General features: G+C 69.4%; 18 protein-coding genes and 1 tRNA gene. 7 read left to right on the top strand and 12 right to left on the bottom strand.

Annotated features, from left to right (window positions below):
* The first annotated feature begins 121 nt into the window (after positions 1–121).
* The gene (locus tag AB0F88_RS42185) at positions 122–949 is read left to right on the top strand and encodes a hypothetical protein (RefSeq protein ID WP_362697525.1); all 828 of its coding nucleotides are present in this window, start codon (positions 122–124) and stop codon (positions 947–949) included.
* A 186-nt stretch (positions 950–1,135) separates the two neighbouring features.
* Here AB0F88_RS42185 and AB0F88_RS42180 read toward each other — a convergent pair.
* Positions 1,136–1,212: transfer RNA gene (locus AB0F88_RS42180), tRNA-Lys, on the bottom strand.
* Between the two features lie 256 nt (positions 1,213–1,468).
* On the opposite strand from AB0F88_RS42180, the gene AB0F88_RS42175 reads away from it, so the two are divergent.
* Positions 1,469–1,840: a PRC-barrel domain containing protein gene (locus tag AB0F88_RS42175; protein ID WP_362697522.1), complete on the top strand. Its 372-nt coding sequence runs from the start codon at positions 1,469–1,471 to the stop codon at positions 1,838–1,840.
* 137 nt (positions 1,841–1,977) lie between these two features.
* Here AB0F88_RS42175 and AB0F88_RS42170 read toward each other — a convergent pair whose 3' ends face one another.
* On the bottom strand, positions 1,978–2,577 hold the full coding sequence (locus AB0F88_RS42170) for a hypothetical protein (protein ID WP_362697519.1): 600 nt from the start codon (positions 2,575–2,577) through the stop codon (positions 1,978–1,980).
* Positions 2,578–2,644: 67 nt separating this feature from the next.
* Here AB0F88_RS42170 and AB0F88_RS42165 point away from each other — a divergent pair, with 67 nt between their 5' ends.
* Together AB0F88_RS42165 and AB0F88_RS42160 are read left to right on the top strand one after the other, a co-directional pair.
* Entirely contained in the window at positions 2,645–3,154 is a 510-nt protein-coding gene (locus AB0F88_RS42165; RefSeq protein ID WP_362697516.1) for a DUF6328 family protein, read from the top strand.
* 25 nt (positions 3,155–3,179) lie between these two features.
* Entirely contained in the window at positions 3,180–3,329 is a 150-nt protein-coding gene (locus AB0F88_RS42160; RefSeq protein WP_362697514.1) for a GPGG-motif small membrane protein, read from the top strand.
* Between the two features lie 286 nt (positions 3,330–3,615).
* Here the strand turns inward: AB0F88_RS42160 and AB0F88_RS42155 are convergent, their stop codons facing one another.
* On the bottom strand, positions 3,616–4,329 hold the full coding sequence (locus tag AB0F88_RS42155; RefSeq protein ID WP_362697511.1) for a metallophosphoesterase: 714 nt from the start codon (positions 4,327–4,329) through the stop codon (positions 3,616–3,618).
* Positions 4,326–4,571 (bottom strand): BON domain-containing protein, encoded by a 246-nt coding sequence (locus tag AB0F88_RS42150; protein ID WP_362697508.1) that lies wholly within the window; start codon positions 4,569–4,571, stop codon positions 4,326–4,328. The genes AB0F88_RS42155 and AB0F88_RS42150 overlap by 4 nt, the downstream gene beginning before the upstream one ends.
* 145 nt (positions 4,572–4,716) lie before the next feature.
* On the opposite strand from AB0F88_RS42150, the gene AB0F88_RS42145 reads away from it, so the two are divergent.
* Entirely contained in the window at positions 4,717–5,937 is a 1,221-nt protein-coding gene (locus AB0F88_RS42145) for a glycosyltransferase (protein WP_362697505.1), read from the top strand.
* 121 nt (positions 5,938–6,058) lie between these two features.
* Here the strand turns inward: AB0F88_RS42145 and AB0F88_RS42140 are convergent, their stop codons facing one another.
* From AB0F88_RS42140 to AB0F88_RS42110, 7 genes are all read right to left on the bottom strand, one after another.
* Entirely contained in the window at positions 6,059–6,310 is a 252-nt protein-coding gene (locus tag AB0F88_RS42140; protein ID WP_329084950.1) for a DUF4235 domain-containing protein, read from the bottom strand.
* Positions 6,311–6,455: 145 nt separating this feature from the next.
* Entirely contained in the window at positions 6,456–6,725 is a 270-nt protein-coding gene (locus AB0F88_RS42135) for a DUF6458 family protein (protein ID WP_362697502.1), read from the bottom strand.
* Positions 6,726–6,994: 269 nt separating this feature from the next.
* Entirely contained in the window at positions 6,995–7,831 is an 837-nt protein-coding gene (locus AB0F88_RS42130) for a MetQ/NlpA family ABC transporter substrate-binding protein (protein ID WP_362697498.1), read from the bottom strand.
* 71 nt (positions 7,832–7,902) lie between these two features.
* A complete protein-coding gene (locus AB0F88_RS42125) occupies positions 7,903–8,682 on the bottom strand; it encodes a DUF305 domain-containing protein (RefSeq protein WP_362697495.1) in 780 nt (259 codons plus the stop codon).
* 89 nt (positions 8,683–8,771) lie between these two features.
* Positions 8,772–9,641 (bottom strand): lytic polysaccharide monooxygenase, encoded by an 870-nt coding sequence (locus AB0F88_RS42120; protein WP_362697492.1) that lies wholly within the window; start codon positions 9,639–9,641, stop codon positions 8,772–8,774.
* 120 nt (positions 9,642–9,761) lie between these two features.
* A complete protein-coding gene (locus AB0F88_RS42115; RefSeq protein WP_362697489.1) occupies positions 9,762–10,685 on the bottom strand; it encodes an NADP-dependent oxidoreductase in 924 nt (307 codons plus the stop codon).
* A 212-nt stretch (positions 10,686–10,897) separates the two neighbouring features.
* Entirely contained in the window at positions 10,898–11,512 is a 615-nt protein-coding gene (locus AB0F88_RS42110; RefSeq protein WP_362697486.1) for a TetR/AcrR family transcriptional regulator, read from the bottom strand.
* A gap of 264 nt (positions 11,513–11,776) precedes the next feature.
* Between AB0F88_RS42110 and AB0F88_RS42105 the strand changes: the two genes are divergently transcribed.
* Positions 11,777–12,088 carry a YdhR family protein gene (locus AB0F88_RS42105; RefSeq protein WP_362697483.1) on the top strand — a complete coding sequence of 104 codons (312 nt, stop codon included), beginning with the start codon at positions 11,777–11,779 and terminating at the stop codon, positions 12,086–12,088.
* 333 nt (positions 12,089–12,421) lie between these two features.
* Here the strand turns inward: AB0F88_RS42105 and AB0F88_RS42100 are convergent, their stop codons facing one another.
* Positions 12,422–15,556, bottom strand: a complete 3,135-nt coding sequence (locus tag AB0F88_RS42100) for a M14 family zinc carboxypeptidase (RefSeq protein WP_362697480.1) — start codon at positions 15,554–15,556, stop codon at positions 12,422–12,424.
* A gap of 322 nt (positions 15,557–15,878) precedes the next feature.
* Here AB0F88_RS42100 and AB0F88_RS42095 point away from each other — a divergent pair.
* Positions 15,879–16,086, top strand: a 208-nt coding sequence (locus tag AB0F88_RS42095) for a hypothetical protein (protein ID WP_362697477.1), incomplete at its 3' end; no start/stop codon positions are given.

The following is a 16,086-nucleotide window of genomic DNA, read 5'->3' as shown; positions in this document are numbered from 1 at the left end:
GCGAACCCGCCCCATCCGGTGCCTTTCCATCTCGGTCGTACGGATCGGACTCGCGCTGTCAACCAAACATCCCTGTCCCCCGTCTCCCCTTATGCCCCATCTGTCGTAAGCAGGAGGCGACGTGCGCGTCCGTTCGGTTCTCCCAGTCGCCGCCCTGGCAGGGGGCCTGGTCCTCCTCTGGCACCCCATTCCCTCCTCCGCGGAGCGGGACGTGGTCGTCGCGGCCGGCATCGTGGAGTACGAGTGCACCACCGACGGCGTGACGGAGAAGCAGACCATCCAGATCGACGTCGAGATGACGATGCCGGCGAACGCCACCGCGGGACAGCAGTTCACGATCGGCTGGCGCGGCACCTACTCCGGCACCGGCCTGACGGCGCCCGCCGCGGGACTGCCCGCGGGCACCAATCTGTACGCGTACGCCTCCATCAGCGGCCTTTCCGGGGTGACCTCCGCCACCGGGGTGGGCACCCTCGACGCGGTCGCCGCGGGCGGGACCGTCGCGCTGCCGACGGCCCCGGTCTCCCTCGCGACCACCTCGGCCAACGCGGGCAGCGCCACGGTGAAGCCCGCCGCCGTCAACTTCGGAACCCAGCCCAACCAGCCGCTGATCGAGTGCGAGCCGCTGAACGGGGACGCCCTGACGACCTACCCCCTCACCGTCGCCGGGGGCGGCCAGGCGACCGATCCCGCCCCGACGGACACGGCCACGCAGCCCGTCGGCCCGCCCACGACGGATGAGGACACCCAGGCCGCCGAGACCCCGCAGGACGCGAACGGCGAGATCGACGAGACACCGGCCGGAGGAGCCGACACCGGAGGCGGCGGCGAGAGCGGCCCCGACGGGCGGATGCTCGTGCTCACCGGCTCCCTGGTCACCCTCGGCGCCGTCTCCGGACTGCTGTGGCGGCGACGCGGCGCCAGGACGGCCGTGGGCCGGCGGGCCTGACCGCGCCGGAGGATGATCCCGGCCCGGAGCCGGCGCCGACCCGGCACGCCAGGACGCACGAGGTCGTGTCGGGAGGCGCCGGGTGGCGGGCCTGACCGTGAGCCGCGGCGAGCGGCCAAGCAGGATCGGCCAAAACGCCGAAGGCGTTCGGAAACCAAAAAACCGCAGATCGAAGATCTGCGGTCATGGTGCGCCGCCAGGGACTCGAACCCCGGACCCGCTGATTAAGAGTCAGCTGCTCTAACCAACTGAGCTAGCGGCGCTTGACTTCGACAAGCTTACCGGATCCGTCACCGTGGTCCGTACATGAGTAGATATATGCCGCCAAAGAGCACCGGACGGCGAGATTCACGTCCCGGGGGTGGCGGTCGAGGCCCGCGATGACCTGCGGATTCGAGTGGAAACAAAGGCGAACGAACAGTGTTCCGCTCCCGCTGACTTGGGGAAATGCCGTTTAGGGCTCCTCGCTCGGGTACGTGACCGGAGCCCGGAGTATCAAGTCAAGGGAGATGTTCAACCATGCAACCTGAGCTCTGGAACTATCGAACCGACGTGTACGACCAGGACAGGACGCTCGACGTCGCCGGGTACCACGTCGAGGCCACCGATGGGAAGATCGGCTCCATCGACGAGGCGACGTACGAGGTCGGCGAGAGCTACCTCGTCGTCGACACGGGACCGTGGATCTTCGGCAAGAAGGTCCTCCTGCCGGCGAGCACGGTGACGCAGATCGACCCGCAGGAGAAGAAGGTCTACGTCGCGCGCACCAAGCAGGAGATCAAGGACGCCCCCGAGTTCGACGAGGCGAACTTCAAGGAGCCCGCGTACCGCGACCGTGTCGGCGAGTACTACGGCCGCTTCCCCTTCGGCGGGGGCCCCGGAACCTTCTGATCCGGACCTTCCGGGCACGGGTCCTGTGATCCGGAACCTTCGGACCCGGGATTTCCAACCCGGCACACCGGACGAGACGACGAGAGGGGCCCCGCCGAAACGGCGGGGCCCCTCCGCGTTCCCGGGACGGTCGTGTCTCACGGCCAGGTCGGGTCGCCGGAGGAGTCGATGGGGCCGGGGATGACGTCAAGGCGCTGGAGAAGGATGAGAAAGGTGGAGGCGTAGGGGGAGTCCTGGACGACGGCGGCGACGCGGTTCCAGTCGACCTGCTCGCGCAGGGCGCGGACCTGGGGCAGCAGGGAGCCGTAGTCACAGCTGTGCTCGGAGAGCGGAAGCAGCCAGGAGATGACCAGATCGGTGGCCTCCAGGACGGGCAGGATCACCGCCGAGGCCTTCATCGGCTCCGCCCGCTTCAGCAACTCGGGGGTGACCGGGTGGTCGCAGATCGAGAAGATCAGATCCACCAGCCTGCCCTCGTCGAAGGCCTTGACCAGCCAGTCCTCCGGCGGCTGCCTGGACGTCTCGAATCCCAGCTTGCCCAGCGCCTCGAGCGCGAGCGGCACGTCCTCCTGGGGGAGGACGAAGTCGACGTCGTGAAGCGAGGGGGCGGCTCCGCGCGCGTAGGCCGCACAGCCTCCGGCAAGAGCGAACCTGACGTCCGCGTCCTTCAACCCGCTGCTCGCTCGCTTCAGCGTTTCCAGGATCGCGTCGGTGACCTCGTGACTGTGGCTTCCCATAGCCACCGCCGTACCCCGTAACTCCCCAGGTAGGCATGTCAAACCTTTGCTTGGGTAAACGATGCGCATGATTCAACCTGAACATGCGCAAAGGGAACATCCCGAGCCCGGAGAGACCCGCAAGGAACGTGTCGACCGCGAGCTCGGCGAGTTGTTACAGGGCCTGCGTGTCGCGGTCACCGGCGTGCAGGTGCTGTTCGCCTTCCTGTTCAGCCTGCCGTTCGCGGCGGGCTTCAACAAAGTGGACGCCCTGGGACACTGGTTGTTCTTCATCGCCCTGCTGAGCGCGGCCGTCGCGTCCGTCTGCTTCATCACCCCCGCCGCCCAGCACCGCCTGCTGTTCAGGACCGGGCTGAAGGAGAAGATGCTGCACCGCGCCAACGCGCTCGGGATCGCGGGGGCCGCCGGGCTCGCGGTCGCGATGACGAGCTCGGTGGCGCTCGTCGCGGAAACGGTCCTCAACGCCTGGCCGGCGGCGGTGTTCGCCGCGGTCGTGGCCCTGCTGAGTGCCTGGCTGTGGTTCATCCAGCCGATAGTTGATCTGTACAGAACCAAGGATGATGAAGATGTTAAGTAGTGAATTGTGAGGGCAGAGGCCGGTTATGGCTACCTTGCTTTGGATCATCGCAGTCGTTCTCGTCATCTCCGGGATCTACGTCATCCTGGCCCGTCGCGATTTCCTCTGGGGAATCGTCCTCATCGTCCTCGGCTTCCTCGTCGGCCCCGGGGGTGTGAGCATCTTCAATGTGTGACGCGGGCCTCGCGCTCGCCGCACACATGACCGGTGCGAGCCCAGCGCTCGCACACCGTCCAGGTGCGGGCCACACGACCCGCACGCGATCCCGTACGGCCTGATGTCCGTACGCCGTCCGGTGCGGGCCTGAGGCCGGCACGCTTCTCGACGCGGGCACCACGCCCGCGAAGAACATCCGTAAGAAGCACGTAAGCGCCCCGAACTCCCACAGAAGCCTCGCGGGCCGGGTATCCCCCGGCCCGCTTCTTCATGTCCCGCTTCTTCATGTAACGCGTCGGAACGCGTCAGAGGAGATACACGCCGTACGCCCGGCCCAGCACCGGCAGCGCCACGTTGCGCACCCGGATGCCGCCCGGCGTGACACCCTTCTCCGTACCGGCGTGGGCGTGCCCGTGGATGATCAGATCGGCGCCCTCGGCGTCGACCGCCTCGGCCAGCAGGTAGCTGCCCAGGAAGGGATAGATCTCCAGCGGCTCCCCGGCGAGGGTGTCCTTGACCGGCGAGTAGTGGGACAGCACGACCCTGCGGTCGGCCTGCAGCTCCTTCAGCGCCACCCGCCAGCGGTCGGCGATCCGCTTGGTGTGCCCGACGAACGCCTTGATCTCCGGCTCGCCGAAGTCGCTGGCGCACTTGCCCGCGTACCCCCCGCCGAAGCCCTTGCCGCCGACCACCCCGAGCCGCATCCCGTCGATGTCGAGCACCGTCGCGTCGTCGTGCAGGACCTCGATCCCGGTGTCGCGCAGCAGGGCGGCGATCTCCGCGGGCTGGTCGGAGTGGTGGTCGTGGTTGCCGAGCACGGCCACCACCGGGATCGGCAGGTCGCGGAACTCGTCCGCCACCACCCGCGCCTCCTCCATGGTGCCGTGCCGGGTCAGGTCCCCGGCGAGCAACAGGACATCGGCCTTCTCACCGACGTCGTGGAGGTGCTCGCGATAGCTCCCCTTGCGGCTCTCGTCCAGGTGCACGTCCCCGACCGCCGCGATCCGCACGTCCCTCACAGCCTCTCCTCCCCCACCGGGTCCCGCACGTCCACGATGTCCATCTCGTTGTGGACGGCCAGCCCGGGGGCCGCCTCACCGGCGACTTCGGCGATCAGCTCGCTGCGGTCGGTGCTGGCGACCTGGCCGCGCAGGTAGAGCTGATCACCCCGGATGTCCACCCGGATGCCGAGTTCCGTGGTTCTCTCGTCCTCGGCGAGCGCGCGTTGCACGCGCGCCGCGACGTACTGGGGAGCCTCCATCGTCGAACTCCTTTCCGTCCAAAACTGCTCGCCTTCCCGTGAATCCCAAGGTCAAACACGTTTAAAGCCCCCGGTCAGGGCAGGGGAGGCCGGTATGCCTAGGACGCAGGCACGCCCGCCCCGTACACCCGGTGGAGCCGTGTCCATGAAGATCGCGATGGTGTCAGAGCATGCCAGTCCCCTCGCAGCCGTCGGCGGAGCCGACGCCGGGGGCCAGAACGTCCACGTCGCCGCCCTGTCCCTCGCGCTCGCCGCGCGCGGGCACGAGGTGACCGTCTACACCCGCAGGGAGTGCCCCTCCCAGCCCGAGGAGACCTCCCTGGCCCCCGGGGTCACCGTGGTCCACGTCCCCGCCGGACCCGCCATGCCCCTGTCCAAGGACGACCTGCTCCCCTGGATCCCCGACTTCGGCCGGTGGCTCGCCAGGCGGTGGAGCGCCGCGCCACCCGACATGGTCCACAGCCACTTCTGGATGAGCGGCCTGGCCGCCCTGGCCGCCGCGAGGGACGCCGCCGTCCCCATCGTGCACACCTTCCACGCCCTCGGTACGGTCAAGCGCCGCCACCAGGGCACGGACGACCCCAGCCCGCGCGAGCGCCTCAAGATCGAGGCGATGGTCGCCTCCCAGGTGGACGCGATCGTCGCGACCTGTGCCGACGAGGTGGCGGAACTGCGCAGGATGCGGATTCCGCGGAGCCGGGCGAGGGTCGTGCCCTGCGGCGTCGACGTGGGCTCCTTCACCCCCGCCGGCCCGAGGAGGGACCTCGGCCCGGGGCCCGTCCTGCTCGCCGTCGGCCGTCCCGTCCGCCGCAAGGGCGTGGACACCACGATTCACGCCCTCGCCCGCGTTCCCGGCGCCACCCTGGTCGTCGCCGGCGGCGACCTGGACGACCCGGAGGCGGACCGGCTCGCGCGCGTGGCCGCCCGGTGCGGCGTGGCGGACCGCGTCAGGTTCCTCGGCAGGGTGGGCAGGGATGACGTCCCCACCCTGATGCGCTCGGCGGACGTCGTGGTCAGCATGCCCTGGTACGAACCGTTCGGCATCGTGCCGCTGGAGGCCATGGCCTGCGGCGTACCGGTGGTGGCGTCCGCGGTGGGCGGGCATCTGGACACCGTCGTCCCCGAGGTCACCGGCCTGCTCGTCCCACCGCGAGAGCCCCACACGCTGGGCGGCGCGCTGCGCCGGCTGCTCGCCGCGCCGTCCCTGCTGGCGGCCTACGGGGCGGCGGCCGCCGCCCGGGCACGCTCACGCTACGACTGGAACCGGATCGCCGCCCAGACGTCCGCCGTGTACGCGGAGGTGCTCTCCTCCCGCGTCCCGGCGCGGCGGGCGGCCCGCGCGCGCCCGTGTCCCGGAGCCGCCTGACGGCTCCCGCGTCCCGGAGCCTCCTGAGGCTTCGGACATACGGAGGCCCCCGGTCCCGCGGACGGGATCGGGGGCCTCCGGCGCGAGGCCGGCCGCCGGTGACGGCGGCGACCTCACGGGGTCACTTACCGGTGGCTCTGTGGATGCTCCGGGACGCGGAACGGTCGATCGCGGCCTTGACCACGCCGAAGATGGCGCCCTGGATGGCCGACGCCACGAGGATCTCGCCCCAGCCGTACTCGTCCGACGTCGCCTGGGGGGCGTCGTCCTTGCCCGACGCGAGCTTCCAGACCTGTTTGAAGATGACCCCGGCGATCGCACCGCCGAGCATTCCGCTCACGGCACTCGCACCGCGGGATACGACTCTGCTCACGTCCTGTGCCCTCCGTTCGCGTTCATTGAAACGACACGCCTACCCGCGGGGACCGTCTCCTAACGGACCCGGATTCCTGACGGACCCGGAGCGGCCGGCGGTACCCGCCGGCGTCGCGGCTCCCCTGCGGGAGAGGTCCGCGGGATCACACCGCCGGGGGGTCGTTGTAGTGGCGCTCCTGGTAGGTGCGGCGCTGGGTGACCGGGTCGTCGATCACCGTGGTGGTCGTGGAATCCGGCACCACCGCCCGGCGGGCGAGGCTGAGCCGGTACACGGCGAACAGGAGCCACGCGAGACCGCCGATCATCAGGATGACACCGACGATGTTGATGTCGAATCCGGCGATGTCGAATTCGACCGCCCACGTGAGAATGGCGCCGAGCATAATGAGAACGATGCCGCCTGCGATGGTCATGGGATCTCCTCCTTCGAGCCAACCCACCCCATCTATCCCTCACGCGGATCTCAAACGTCACCCCACGGAGGTAGATGCGGACCGCGGCCTCCCGCCCGTCGTCACAGGCCTGCCGGCCCCGGAAAAGCCGTCGGCCGCGCCCCCCGCCCGGCAGGCGGAGAGCACGGCCGAAGGAGTCGCGCGGGAGGTGGTGACCACCCCGGGGCGGATCACCGGACACGGCACCGTACACGGCACCGGCCGGATCGCCGGACGAATCACCGGGCGGGTCACTCGGCGGGCAGGACCGCGCCCTTGTACCTGTCCTGGATGAACTTCTTGACCTCGGGACCGGTGAGGAGCTCGGCGAGCTTCTTCACGCGGGGGTCGTCCACCTTGGCCGGAACGGTGACCAGGCCGTTGGCGTACGGGTTGCCCTCGCCCTTCTCCAGGATCAGGGAGTCGGTCGCGGGCTGCAGCCCGGCCTCCAGGGCGTAGTTGCCGTTGACGATCGCGGCGTCCACGTCCTCCAGGGAGCGGGGCAGCTGGGCCGCCTCGAGGGGCTTGAACTCCAGTTCCTTGGGGTTGCCCGCGACGTCACGCTCGGTGGCCTTGACACCGACGCCCTCCTTGAGGGTGATCACGCCGTTGTCGGCCAGGAGCTTGAGCGAGCGGCCGAGGTTGCTCGCGTCGTTGGGCAGTGCCACCTGGGCGCCCTGGGCGAGCTCGGAGACGTTCTTGATCTTCTTGGAGTACAGGCCGAGCGGCTCGATGTGCACCGGGGCGACCCAGCTGAGCTTGATGTCCTTGCCCTTGGAGAACTCCTCCAGGTACGGGATGTGCTGGAAGTAGTTCGCGTCCAGGTTGCCCTCGTCCAGCTGGGTGTTGGGCTGGACGTAGTCGGTGAACTCGACGATCTCCAGGTTCAGCCCGGCCTTGGCGGCGAGGTTGTCCTTGACGTACTTGAGCACCTCGCCGTGGGGCACGGGGTTGACCCCGACCCTGAGCGGGGCGTCGGCCTTCGGCGTGCCGTCGGCGGGCTGGGCCGTGTCGGTGGACGTCCCCCCGCACGCGGCCAGGGTCCCGGCCAGGACCAATCCGGCCACGACCCCAAAGATCTTGCGCATGACTCTCCCCTTAATTCCCCTTATAGCAAGTAGGGAATATATCTCACATAAGGGAGTGTAAGGACAAATCCTTACTGGTCGCGCAGGGCCAGCATCTGCGCGATCTGCGCCGTACGCGAGACGTCGACGCGCTTGGCCATCTCGGTGACCTGGGAGTGCAGCCCGGTGGCGACCTCCACCTTGGCCATCTGGGCGGCGTCGTCCTGCTGGGCGATCAGCATGTCGAGGAACCTCCGCTCGAACTCGGCCGGCGGGGCGGCGATCAGCGCCGCCATCTCCTCCTCGCTCACCCCCGGCATCCCGCCGTGGGCGGCGTGCTCGTCGTCCTTCGCCGTCGCGGGCTGCCCCCAGGCGTCCAGCAGCCCGGACATCGAGGCGGACTCGCGTTCCTGGGTCACGCCGATCGCCTCGGCGAGCTCCTTGACCTCGGGGCGGACCGGCCGCTCGCGCACCAGCCGCACCAGCCGTACCCCCTGGGTGTTGTGGGGCACCATCATCTGCAGGAACATCACGTCGGGGGGGTTGAAGGCGACTCCCGCCGCGGTCCCCATCGGCGGGGCGGGCGAGGGGGTGGGCAGTCCCGCGCCGGCGCCGTGCGCCGAGTGGTCGGAACCGTGGTCGCCCCCCTGTCCTGAGCCCTGGTCCGCGCCCTGTCCGGAGCCGCCGTACGCGCCGTGATCGGAACCCTGGGCGGAGGCGGGGGGCGTCAGCTGGACGGGGACGCCGGGGGCGCCGTGCCCCCCGTGACCGGCCGGACCTCCGCGGAGTTCCTGGATGCTGCCGGCACCGCAGCCGGAGAGCAGGAGAATTCCCAGGACGACCGTCGGGACCACCGGAACCGCACGCTTCATGACGAACTCCTCGGTTCTCGGGAGGACTCTCGGGAGAGCGACGATCCCGGCCGGGGCGGCGGCGGCCACCCCGGCCGGATCTCACCGGGTCAGACGCGTCGCCACAGGGCCGCGACGTTCGGCGGCTCCCAGCCGGCCAGCGCGGTGTGCGCCTGCAGGCACTGGTAGGTCACGCCGCCGTAGGTCACCGTGGCGCCCACCGCGTAGGCGGTGCCCGCCGCCCAGGTGCCGCCCGGCTGGCTCGTCGGGGTGGGCGTCGGGGTCGGGGTGGGGGTCCGCGTGGGAGTCACCGTCGGGGTCGGCGTGGGGTCGGGGTTGGGGTTGGTGCCGCCGAAGTTCACGTCGGAACAGGTGTAGAAGGCCTCCGTGCTGCCCACGATGCGCTGCCAGATCGAGAAGATGAGCTGGCGGCCGCTCCGCTGCGGGAGGTTGATCGTCCAGTCGGTGAACTGGGTGGGGTTCTGGTTGTTGAAGGTCCTGATGTGCTCCAGGTCCGACCAGCGCAGCGGCTGGGTGGGGCTCCAGCTCTGCTTGGTGATGTAGAACTCGAAGTTGCTGTTCGCGTGTGGCGCGGTCGCGTGGTAGGTGACCGTGAGCGGCCCCGGGGAGACCGAGGTGGCGGGCCAGTCGGCCCTGGCGAGGTTGAGCCCGCGGTACTTGTCCCGCCCGGCGCCGCACAGCTGGCCGTCGGGGATGATCTGGCGGTGGTTGCCGCCGGCCTCGAGCCGGGACACCTCGTGCCAGTCGTAGAACGCCTGGGTGCCCCCGGCCGCGACGGCCGCCTTGCACGCTTCCGACTTGGGGGTCTCCGGGCCTTCCGTCTTGCAGACGTAGGCCCGGCTGGGCGGGTTGGACATGGACCCGTGGGCGACCGCCGCGGTGGACGGCAGCAGGGCGAACAGGGACCCTACGCTGATCGCGGCGGCCGTACCGGTGGCCAGCTTGTGTCGCAGATGCACGTGGACTCCTCCTGGAGCGAGAAATGGGAGGCGGGACTGTCCAACGAGCCGACGGATAGCACGTTATTAACAAGAAACCTTACTAAGGGTTCTGGCCATAAGACCAGTGATACGGCCATATCAGTCCATGACCAGCACGACCTTGCCCCGCCCGTGCCCGGTGGCGACCTCGCGGTGGGCGTCCGCGGCCCGCTCCAGCGGATAGGTCCTGCGCACCGGGAAGACGAGCCTGCCCTCGGCGTACAGGGCGGCGAGCTCGGCGAGGCGGGACGCCAGCCGCACCCCCTGGGTCCGCTGCACCCCCAGCTCGGCGGCCCTGCCGTGCTCGACGAGCGTGACGATGCGCTCGGCCTTCACCAGCTGCAGGGAGACCTCCAGCGCCTCGCCGCCCGCGCCGTCCAGGACCATGTCCACCCCGCCGGGGGCGAGGGCGCGCACCCGCTCCAGCAGGCCCTCGCCGTACGTGACGGGGGTCGCGCCGAGCTCGCGCAGGTAGTCGTGGTTCTCCTCGCGGGCCGTGCCGATCACCGTGGCCGCCCCCCAGAGCCGGGCGAGCTGGACCGCCGCGGTGCCGACCGCGCCCGCGGCGGCGTGGACCAGGACCGTGTCACCCTCACCCACCCCGAGCTGGCGCAGCGCGATGTGGGCGGTCTGGGTCCCGGCGGTGAAACCGCCCGCCACCTCCCAGGGCATCTTCGCGGGCTTGGGCGTGACGTTCTCCGCGGGCACGACCACGTACTCGGCGTAGGAGCTCAGCAGGTTGAAGCCCAGGACCTCGGCACCGACGGAGATCCCGTCCACGGTCCCGTCCACCCCCGCGCCCACCTGGTCGACCACCCCGGCGAACTCGTTGCCCGGCACGCGGGGCAGCTCACCGCCGACCCCCTCCGGGGTCCACCCCGCCCGGATGGCCAGGTCGAACGGCTGCACGCCCGCGGCCCTGATCCGCACCCGCACCTGCCCCTCGCCCGCCTCGGGCGTCGGAAGCTCCGTCGCCCGCAACACTTCGGGACCGCCGAACTCGAAAAAAGCAGCTGCCTTCACAGGATTCCCCTTCGCTCGTTTACGCCGTCGCCCAGCCTGCGACCTCAAGCACTGTTGAGGTCAACTCGTGTGCTCCGGGTCCGGCGCGAAGGAGCGGCCGGTTCCGATGTTCCTCAGCGGGAATTCCGGTGCTCCGGACAGGCTCCCCCGGTCGCGGCAGAGACCGGCGAGGCCGTCGGCGCTCTCGGAGCCACCGCGTGGATTGGAAGCCCTCAACCTGCCCGAAGGTCCAAGGCCCGCGCCGGGGCCAGGCGCCGGATCAGCTGGTCGGCGACCTCGTCGAAACGCGTGATGTCGACGAACCCGCGCACCAGCAGCTGAACGCCCTGCACCTCGGAATAAACCAGCCACGCGACCGATTTGACGTCCTCGATCGGCGCGAAGACCCCTTGGGTCACACCCAGTGAAAGCGTGTCGGCGATCCAGTCGATGTTCTGTTGCATGAATTCCGAGATCTGGCCTCGCATGCCTTCGGGCAGAAGCTCGAAGTCCGCGACCAGCCTCGCACACAGACACATGGCCACACCCCCGGAAAGGGCGTCACGCACCAGATCCAGGTATCCGGAGAACCGGTCGAGGGCGCTCCCTCGCTCCTCATCCAACCTGTGCAGATTGTCCATGAAAGTGCTCGTGTATCGCCCGATGAGGGCATCACCAAGGTCCGCCTTGGCTGGATAGTGGTGGTGAATGCTGGCCGATCGGATGCCGACTTCCGCCGCCAGGTCGCGGTAACTCACCGCCGACCAGCCGCGAGACCTCATCAGGTTCTCCGCGGCGTCAAGCAGTCGGGTGGCCGTAACGCTGCCAGGTTGCGCCAAGTGCCTCATGGTCGCACCATACCTTTCCCCATCCGGCCCCGGCCGGCATGGTCTGTCGTGCGGATCGACGACCACACCGTCACCGGCCGATCATCATTCGGCTCGGCCTCCGAGGTCACCTGGCCGGCCGCCCGGCCCTGGGTCCACCGTCGGCCTCGGGAGATCCTGACCTCCGGATCACCACCTTGGCGGCGATTAGCCTATCTAGTACTAGGTAGGCTATCTTCCGTGGAGTTCCCGGTCCAACGTGGAACCAGTACGGAAAGGTCTGTAATGCACGCCCAACTCATCACGTACCGACTCACCGACGTACCTCGCCAGGAAGTCATCGACAACCTGATCAAGCCGTACACCGAGTACTTCGCCAAGCTGGAGACGCTCGTGTCCAAGGTCTGGCTGAACGATGAGGCCACCGGCAACTACGGCGGCTTCTACGTCTGGCGCGACAAGGCCGCGTTTGACGAGTTCATGCAGTCGGATGCGGCAGCGGACATCATCGGCAAGCCCTTCGTCGTCGAGCTGACCTCCCGTGACTGGCCGATCGACGTCGAAGCCAGCCAGGCGACGCGGGGAATCCCCTCCTGACGACAAGGCGCGCCAGGTGGGCACCTATGTCGTGGTGACGGTGCCCACCGACACGCATGTGCCGGAGTGCTCCAGGTGCCGGCACCGACATTCCGATCTTGCATGACCGGCGGCTTCGGGAGTGCGGCCACGGCGAGGGAGGGGACCACCGGCCGGCCTGACAGGTGGCCGAACCACGGCCGACCGAGGCCGCGGGCCGATGGATTCCGCTCGTCTTCGACGCCTTCGAGGAAGACGACCGCCGCGCGGGACGGGGACGCCGGACGCGCGAAGGCCGGGCGCCACGGGTGTGGCGCCCGGCCTCACGGTCTGGTCACCGGTGAGAGAACCCGGTTACCCGATCAGGTGTTTCATGATCTTCTTGATGGTGGCGGCGCGTTCGGCGGGGGTGGCCACCTGCTCCAGGCCGAAGCCGAGGAACACGGTGTCCTTCGTCGAGACTGCCGCCGTCTTGTCGGCCTGGGCCCTGGCGAAGTCGCCCGCGTTCGCCGGGCTGCCCGGGGGCGGTCCGGGGATCGCCCAGGCGCCGAGACCGGACTCGAAGCCCTCGGCGGCGAGCTGGCCGCCGGTGGTGGTGATCCTGGTGTCGTCCACGAACGCGCCGACGCCGCCGGTGCCGGGGTCGGTCACGTAGCTGATCGACACCTCGACCTGCTGGCCCGCGTACGCGGACAGGTCGAAGGCCACCTGCTGCCAGCCGCCGGAGCTGCCGGTGAAGGCGTTCCAGGAACCGCTCGTCCCGGTCGGCGTGCAGGGGTTGCCCGGGGTCAGGTAGCGCAGCAGCCACGGGTGCTCGTCCAGCAGGAAGCCGGCCTCGCACTCGGTCGGGACGTCGGTGGCGGTGCCGCCGTTGAGGTCGGGCAGGGTCGTCCAGTTGTCCTGGCCGACCGTGTGCGCCTCGACGATGACGTTGTCGTAGCCCTGCTCGGTGTCGTACGAGAGCTGGAACTGGAGCTTGGGCTGCTGCGCGGCGGTGACGGCCGCCAGGTCGACCGTGCGCGTCAGCCTCTTGTACGCGTCGTCGGTGTGCGGGCCCGCCACGTACCAGTCGCCCTCGACCGGGTCGAACGGGCCGGTCGCCCCGATGTAGTCGGCCGCGGCCGAGCTCTTGAACTGCGGGAACTGCGCGGGTGGCAGCGTGTCGCTGGTCACCTGCAGGGTGCCCGCCTCGTCCAGCGGGTTGTCGGCGAGCGCCTGGCCGCCGAAGGTGCCGCTCGTGCCGTTCAGCCCGGGACCGGTGCCGGTGAAGCCGGTCGGCCCGACGCGCGGGTTGCGGCCGTAGACACCGAGGTAGTACTGGGCGAAGTCGTCGGCGAGGATGAGGCACTCCTCGAAGAAGCCGTCCTGGCTGGTGATGACGCAGTCGGAGTCCGGCGCGCCGTCCAGGCCGTAGTAGATGCCGCCGAGGCTGGCGCCGAAGAAGCCGAAGTACGCGGCGGTCTCCCCGGTGTAGAGCAGCTTGCCTCCCTCGTTGAGGTAGTCGCGGACCGAGACGGTCAGGTCCTGCTGCTGCCGCTTGACGTCCATGTCGGGAAGCGGGCCGAACGGGGTCTCGGTCTCCACGTCCTGGGCGTCCATCGCGAGCCGGTCGTCACCGAGGTACCAGGCCACCGCCTTGAAGTGGCCGAGCACCCCGAGGTGGTGCGGCACGCCCTGGGCGTCGACGTCCCACGTCTCGGAGGAGTATCCGGCGGTCTGCAGCGCCTGCCTGTACTGCGCCGCGTACTTCGGCGCGGTCACCGACGCCGGGTAGTCCGGGTTGAAGCCGGTGTAGTCCTCGTTCGCCACGACGAGCACCTTGGCCTTGGACTTCTTCTCCAGCTTGTACGTGAAGTGCTGGCTCTCCACGGTCCCGGTGCCGGGTTTGTAGCCGGTGAACCAGACCTCGACCTTGTCGCCCGGTTTGGCACCCTCCACCTTGGAGCGGTACTCGGCGAAGTACAGGTCGTTCTCGTCGCCGTACCGCTCGCCGCCGTTCCACTCGCTGAGGCCGCGCAGGCGCACGGGGCCGCCGTTGATCCGGAAGCGCAGCTGCTTGGTCAGCAGGGAGCGCCGCATGGTCACGGCCACCGGCTGCGGGTCGCCGTACGAGACGGTGAAGCTGTCGGGCCGGAAGTCGGGGACCGTGCGGTTCACCGGGGAGACCGGGGAGTCGGGAGTCTTCACGGACTTGGCGAGGTCGACCGCGAGCGGGACGTTCTTGGCGAACTCCGCCTGGATCAGGGCCTCGCTGTCGGGGAAGGTGAAGCCCGAGCCGCCCGCGCAGTCGGCGAGCGTCCACTCGTCGTCCGGCACGCTCTCGACCGCCACCTCGCAGGTGGTCATCTCCGGCGTGATCGTCAGCGCGTCGTGCTTGTTGGTCATGTGACCGTCGGTCTCGCCGTTGGTCGTGTAGAGCTCGGCGCCGATGTCGGGGTCGTAACCGGGTACGGCGGGCGTCGCGTCGTCACCGAGCAGCGCCTCGAAGATGAGGTCGTCGGGAGAGGGCGTGGCCTGCTGCCAGCCGATGCCGTACAGCAGCAGCTGGGCGGCCGAGTGGTAGTTGAGGATGTAGGTGAAGTCGACCCGCCCGGCGAGGTTGTCGACGGCCCTGGTCTCGGGCTCCGACTGCGCGCTCGGGCCCCGGTAGGTCTGGCTGGCCGGGTTTTCGGAGGAGCCCTCGTTGTCGTAGCCCCACTTGTAGGCGAAGTTACGGTTCAGGTCGACGCCGTCGGCGCTGGTGAGCTGGCCGTCGCCGTTGTTGTCGCGGAGGTTCTTGCGCCAGAGGCGGTTGTCTCCGGTGAAGCTGTGGTCGTAGCCGTCGGGGTTGGAGACGGGGATGAACCAGAGCTCGACGGTGTCGACCAGCTTGGTGATCTCGGGGTTGGTGCCGTAGCCGTTCAGATAGTGGAGCAGGAGCCTGCGGGTCATCTCCGGGGTGATCCACTCACGGGCGTGCTGGGCGGACATGTAGAGCACGGCCTTGCGCGCCCCGTCCTTGAGCTGCCGCGCGCCCTTGGTCACCTTGATCGCGGTGAGCGGCTGGCCCTTGACCGTGGTGCCGAGGTCGACGACCTTGGCGATGTTCGGCTTGGCGTTCGCCGCGTTGACGATCTGCTCGCGGATGCCTCCGGCGCCGCTGTACGGCTTGAAGACGCCGTCCCCCTTGGCCGCCTGCCTGCTCGCCGCCGCGGACTGCTGGACCTTCAGGCCGAGGCCCGCCTTGCGGAGCTGCTCCGCCTGGGCCGCGCCGAGGATCGCCTCGACGGTGACCTTCTTGCCGTCCGCGGACTTGGTGATCCGTAGTTCCTCGCGCTCGACACCCGACTTCAGCAGCGCGTCCAGCTGTTCCGCGGTGAGCTCGCCGACGTAGACGTGTACTCCGTCGTCGCCGGCGGGTGGATCGGGGACCGCTGACGCGGGCGTGCTCACGACCAGGCCCAGGAGCAGCACCGCGATTGCGAGAATGGCTAATCTCGCACGTTTCATTGCAACCTCCGTACATCCCCCGAAAAACAGGAATGCCCGAAATCTGGGCTATAGCCGGACCTGAGTCAACGTCAATCCTCGCCAGCTTTTCGCCGTGACCTGATGTGGTCACGGCGAGCCCGGGTCTTCCGAAATCACGAGAGACGTGCAGGGTCTGATGACGGATCGCCCGCACGGTCTGCCCTGCGTACAGCACGTCACCGGCGTACCGGCCTGGTCGAGTGCTATAACGGGCTTACCGTCCGGCCGCGGACCCACCATCGGAATTCGCGGCCGCCGAGGTCTCCTCCCGCCTGAAAACCAGTCCAGGGATGAGGGGCGTATGAGAAGTCTTCTGTCGGCCGTGCTGCGGCGCGCCGGGGTTTCGAGGCCGGCCGGGGTGCCGGGGGCGGGAGCCTTCCTTCCGGCGCGGGCCGGCCGGTCCGGGGCCTCCCTGCTGGCGGGGGCTCTCACCGCCCTGGTCGCGCTCGGGTGTGTCGTGGCGACGCCCCGTGCCGCGGGTGCGGTGGTGGCGCCGGTGGGTCTGGGTA

Source organism: Streptosporangium sp. NPDC023963 (genome assembly GCF_040639135.1).
Taxonomy (GTDB): Bacteria; Actinomycetota; Actinomycetes; order Streptosporangiales; family Streptosporangiaceae; genus Streptosporangium.
The sequence above is the reverse complement of the archived record's forward strand: the minus strand, read 5'-3'. Positions and strand labels throughout refer to the sequence as shown.